The organism is Acinetobacter sp. C15 (assembly GCF_013420645.1).
In the GTDB taxonomy this organism is placed as follows: Bacteria; Pseudomonadota; Gammaproteobacteria; order Pseudomonadales; family Moraxellaceae; genus Acinetobacter; species Acinetobacter indicus.
Map to the genome: position 1 here is coordinate 1 of NZ_VOXR01000081.1, position 4,709 is coordinate 4,709.

The 4,709-nt window shown below is 36.1% G+C and carries 4 protein-coding genes and 2 pseudogenes; 3 read left to right on the forward strand and 3 right to left on the reverse strand.

The annotated features are described in order from the left end of the window. Nucleotides 1–356, reverse strand: a pseudogene (locus tag FTT63_RS14790) (RNA-guided endonuclease TnpB family protein); the annotation flags it as partial. Nucleotides 357–998: 642 nt separating this feature from the next. Here FTT63_RS14790 and FTT63_RS14795 point away from each other — a divergent pair. Continuing rightward, a complete protein-coding gene (locus tag FTT63_RS14795; RefSeq protein ID WP_005245164.1) occupies nucleotides 999–2,198 on the forward strand; it encodes an integrase arm-type DNA-binding domain-containing protein in 1,200 nt (399 codons plus the stop codon). Nucleotides 2,199–2,239: 41 nt separating this feature from the next. Here FTT63_RS14795 and FTT63_RS14800 read toward each other — a convergent pair whose 3' ends face one another. Next, nucleotides 2,240–2,653: a Cd(II)/Pb(II)-responsive transcriptional regulator gene (locus FTT63_RS14800; RefSeq protein WP_180186806.1), complete on the reverse strand. Its 414-nt coding sequence runs from the start codon at nucleotides 2,651–2,653 to the stop codon at nucleotides 2,240–2,242. Nucleotides 2,654–2,732: 79 nt separating this feature from the next. On the opposite strand from FTT63_RS14800, the gene FTT63_RS14805 reads away from it, so the two are divergent. Together FTT63_RS14805 and FTT63_RS14810 are read left to right on the forward strand one after the other, a co-directional pair. After that, a complete protein-coding gene (locus FTT63_RS14805; RefSeq protein WP_005245162.1) occupies nucleotides 2,733–3,464 on the forward strand; it encodes a transglutaminase family protein in 732 nt (243 codons plus the stop codon). Further along, complete coding sequence (locus FTT63_RS14810) at nucleotides 3,451–4,338, forward strand: cation diffusion facilitator family transporter (protein WP_127800877.1); 888 nt, start codon at nucleotides 3,451–3,453, stop codon at nucleotides 4,336–4,338. The genes FTT63_RS14805 and FTT63_RS14810 overlap by 14 nt, the downstream gene beginning before the upstream one ends. An 84-nt stretch (nucleotides 4,339–4,422) precedes the next feature. On the opposite strand, the pseudogene FTT63_RS14815 reads toward FTT63_RS14810, so the two are convergent. Continuing rightward, nucleotides 4,423–4,587, reverse strand: a pseudogene (locus FTT63_RS14815) (efflux RND transporter permease subunit); the annotation flags it as partial. Nucleotides 4,588–4,709 lie beyond the last annotated feature (122 nt).

Here is a 4,709-nt window from a genome sequence, read left to right on the forward strand (position 1 = left end):
GTCATCCATTCATCTTTTTTAAGCAAGGTGTATAGTCTTTTTTGTTCATTATTACAGGAGGTGCGTTTTCGGATCGCCTGCTTTACTTTGTCTTTTGATGCTTCTCGATAGGCTTTAATATCACCTATGCAATCACGTAGCGTTTCTTTCCACGCATTTGCAGAAACACCAAAGTCACGACTTTCTTTCATCCACGCATCACGAATAGCTCTGTCACTGATATTCAAACCTGAAATAGCACCATATTTAGCCCACACCTCGCTACGAATACGACCAAGTAAAACAGCTTGTTTCTCAAGCTGTTTGTACTTTTGCACATTCAAGTTTTTACAATGGTGGATGCGTGTTAATTTCACAAAGTCATGCCTAGGTTAAGGGATTGGATAATCAATAGATATGGATGCTAATATACCAAGACACTCACCTAAAATACAAAAGATAATCATTTAAATCTCTAATAAATACCCACCTTGCCACTACTGAATCGACATAGACAAAATGAGAACTTATGCAAATATTTGTCTATATTTTTAGTTATAGTTAATTACTCTCGTAAAACAGCTGACGAAGTCCGAGATAGAATCATTGCGTCAAAACAAACGTGATGCTTATGCACTTATGATGAAAATGAATTAATTATTATTTAATTAAGTTAAAAGACTGCTATATAGCGGTCTTTTTTGTTTTTGAGCTCTACAAATTTTAATGAGTACATATAGTTACTTTTATAAAAATGATAATAAAGGGTAGAGGAGGTCATCTAAGAATTTAAAGCACAAGACTTATTTAACATTGATGACAGAAAAAGTGAGTTGTTGGGAACTTAAAGAAGAGGTGGTACTTATAATGGTTACTAAAATACAAATACTTAAAATATTAAATATATAAAACAATATATTACAAATATATATGATGCGTAGTGTACGCATCATACATAAAGCGTTCTATTTTGATATAATTGATCCAATCAACCCATTGTTAGGTTTCATTTAAATTCCATGAGTCTTACTGAAATTAAAGTTCGCCAAGCTCATTGTAAGGAAAAAACCAGTTTTTTATCCGATGAAGATGGGCTTAGCCTGAAGATTGAGCCGAGTGGAAGAAAATCTTGGTGCTATCGCTATACAGATCCACAAACTAAAAAACGTCGACGCATTCAGTTAGGTCGTTATCCTGATTTATCGCTGAAAAAGGCACGACAAGTCAGAGATGACTTTAAAGACAATGATTTCTGTTTTGAACAAGATACTGCCTCTAATGTCATCACCTTTGGTAAGGTCGGGGAGGAGTGGTTACAGTTCAAACTGAAAAATGCCTTCAACGATCTACCCCGCTGTGGTGTACTACAGTTAGCAGAAAGATGCTTACAGCAAGATATTTATCCAGACCTTCAGGATCTACCTTTTCAAAACATCAAGCGTTATGACCTGGTTTCAGTAATCAAAAAAATAGAGGGACGCCAAGTAAAAGAACCTGTCAAGAAAGCTTGTAGTTATTTGAACCAAATTTATGACTACGCTGTAGCGATGGGTTATTGTGAATTCAACATCGCGCATGGTTTAAATAAAATCGCCATTAACAGTAAAATCAAGAAAAATTATCCGTATTTGAAAGCGGAGGATATATCTGATTTTAAGTATAAATTACAAAAATTGGATGCCCATCCGATTATTAAAAAAGCACTGCTGTTCAAATTACATACTGGCGTGCGAGGGGCTGAATTGTTATTGGCTGAGCCTCATCATTTTGATTTAAATGAAAAAGTCTGGAAAATACCTGCCTTGCATATTAAACAGTTTCGACGAAAAGTCATATTAGGCCATGAGATTCCCGACTTCTTAGTTCCACTTTCAGATCAGGCTTTAGATATTTTAAAAGACGTCATGCAATGGTCATACGGTGAAAAGTACATTTTTGCTAGCCCACGGAAACATAATCAACCGATTCATTTTAATACATTAAATATGGCTATACGTAAGATGGGCTATGGAAAACATCAATTATCCTCTCATGGACTACGTTCCACTTTTAGTACCATTTTGAATGACTCAGGTTTGTTCCAGGATAACTGGATTGAGGCACAACTTTCACATATTGATAAGAACCGTACCCGTGCCAGCTATAATCACGCTGACTATTTAGCCCAGCGGACTGAAATGATGCAGTGGTGGGGTGATTATTTAAGTACTGCTAAGTGAAAATCGTACTTTTATACATAGACTTAAAACATTATGGGGTTTCAAATGGATAGTAAACAATATACTTGCCGTGTTACATGGTCAGCAGAATATAATGAGTATGTTGGGTTGTTCGAACCACAAGCACTAGCCATTTGTTGTAATTCAGCTTTAAGCGCCCTTAATTCTTTCATGCGTTTATTCACTAGTGCAAGTTGCTGATCAATTAATGCATTAACGCTAGAGCAGCTTTCTTCTGGCTTATTTTTTAATTCGATAAGACGTTTAATATCATTGAGTGATATATCTAGGCTGCGACAATGCTTTACGAATTCCAATTGTTTAAGTGCTTTGCTATCATACAGCCTGAAATTACCTTCTGAACGATTTGGATTTAACAGTAATCCTTCTCTTTCATAATATCTAATCGTTTGTATTGAACAGCCCGATTTTTTTGACGATTCGCCTATTTTCATCAATTTCCCCCAGACATTTGACTCTATAGTTACTATAGAGTCTATAGTATAAGTATGCAACGAAAAGGATATATAAAAAATGACTGAGAAATATTTAAACAATACGAATATCGTTAATTTTGAACACAAAGATATCCAATCCTTGATCGATCAACGTAGGTGGAAAAACTTGGATAACTTCAACAAAATTGGTGCCGCTTATCAGTTTGTAAAAGATGAGATTTTCTTTGGTTATAATGAAAGCGATGATATTGCAGCAAGCGATGTGCTAGCAGATGGTTATGGACAATGTAATACTAAGGGTAATCTGTTAATGGCACTATTGCGTGGACTAGGCATTCAATGCCGATTTCATGGGTTTACCATAGACCAGCAACTACAAAAAGGTGCTATCCCAAGCTATGTATTTTGGTTAGCACCTAAATACATCATTCATAGTTGGGTAGAAGTTTACTTTGAAGGGCGTTGGATAAACTTAGAGGGCTTTATATTGGATGAGCAATACTTAAGCTCTCTACAGGAGAAATTTGACCAAGTAAAAGATGATTTTTGTGGTTATGGTGTTGCAACAAAGTGCTTTTCATCACCAGATACAGATTGGCGTGGAGAAAATACCTATATTCAAAAAGAAGGTATTCATGATGACTTTGGGCTTTATGATTCCCCTGATGAGTTCTATCTCGAAAAAGGGACTAACTTGTCGGGGTTCAAACGCTGGATATATCAACGCTTGATACGTCACTTGATTAATATGAATGTATCAAAACTAAGAAATAGAAAAGTACTAGAGGTACAAAATGCACAACCATAATCATAGTCATCAACATGGTAAAGATGACCGTATTGGTTGGGCATTTTTCCTTAATGTGACATTCACTATTATCGAATTTATAGGTGGTTGGCTCACTAACAGTACGGCGATAATGGCAGATGCAGTTCACGATCTTGGTGATAGTCTTTCAATAGGTTTTGCGTGGATTTTAAGTCGTTTTTCAGATAAAGAAGCATCAGATAAGTTTAGTTATGGTTATCGTAGACTTACTCTCTTTGGCGCATTGATAAACAGTATTGTTTTAATCATTGGCTCAATTTGGATTTTATTTGAAGCAATTCCAAAGCTGTCCAATCCTGAAATGCCTGTAGTCGAGGGGATGTTAGGGCTAGCGATACTCGGCGTTGCCGTTAACGGATATGCTGTATTAAAATTAAAAGCGGGTGAAACATTAAATGAGAAAGTACTGACATGGCACCTTCTTGAAGATGTACTTGGATGGGTTGCCGTTCTTATAGTCTCTATCGTACTGTTGTTCGCTGAACTGCCGATATTAGATCCCCTTTTATCAATAGGGTTCACGCTGTTCATCTTGTTTAATGTTTTCAAAAACCTGAAATCAACACTCGTTTTATTTCTTCAAGCTGCACCCGATAAAGAGACTCAAAAGCGTATTAAACTATCACTAATGGAATTTCCTGAAGTTAATGGTATCCACCACATGCACTTTTGGTCACTAGATGGTGAAAGTCACGTTTTAACAGCGCACCTTGAGCTGAGTGACAACTTTGACGTTAAAGAATTAATTAGGCTTAAACAAGAAGTTGCAGCTAAATTATCTTCCTATCATTTATCGCATACAACGATAGAGTTTGAGTTTTTAAATGAAAATTGTCGGGATGAAGCGCAGTAAGCTTTATCAATAAAATGTTGGGCATACAATATTAAAAGCAGCTTAATTAGGCATAACCTAGTAATTAAGCTGCTTTTTTTGATTTTAAATTTCGTCGGATTGCTGTTTGCTACTCTCAGAGCCATGCGCCCATTGATATAAAATAGGCAATACAAACAAAGTTAAAATTGTAGAAGATACAATACCGCCGATAACAACTGTTGCTAGTGGTCGTTGTACTTCTGCACCAATTCCAGTGTTTAACGTAAGCGTCCGCTGAGCCCCACTTTTTCTAACTCATTAATACCGCGATAGTGTCCACTAAATTTTAAGTGGACACCTATTTATGGATTTAAAGACAGTTATAGACACTGCACCAACGCTAAAAAAGC

Coding starts and splice junctions, on each gene's coding strand:
- FTT63_RS14795 (WP_005245164.1), top strand. CDS start 999: ATGAGTCTTACTGAAATTAAAGTTCGCCAAGCTCATTGTAAGGAAAAA.
- FTT63_RS14800 (WP_180186806.1), bottom strand. CDS start 2,653: ATGAAAATAGGCGAATCGTCAAAAAAATCGGGCTGTTCAATACAAACG.
- FTT63_RS14805 (WP_005245162.1), top strand. CDS start 2,733: ATGACTGAGAAATATTTAAACAATACGAATATCGTTAATTTTGAACAC.
- FTT63_RS14810 (WP_127800877.1), top strand. CDS start 3,451: ATGCACAACCATAATCATAGTCATCAACATGGTAAAGATGACCGTATT.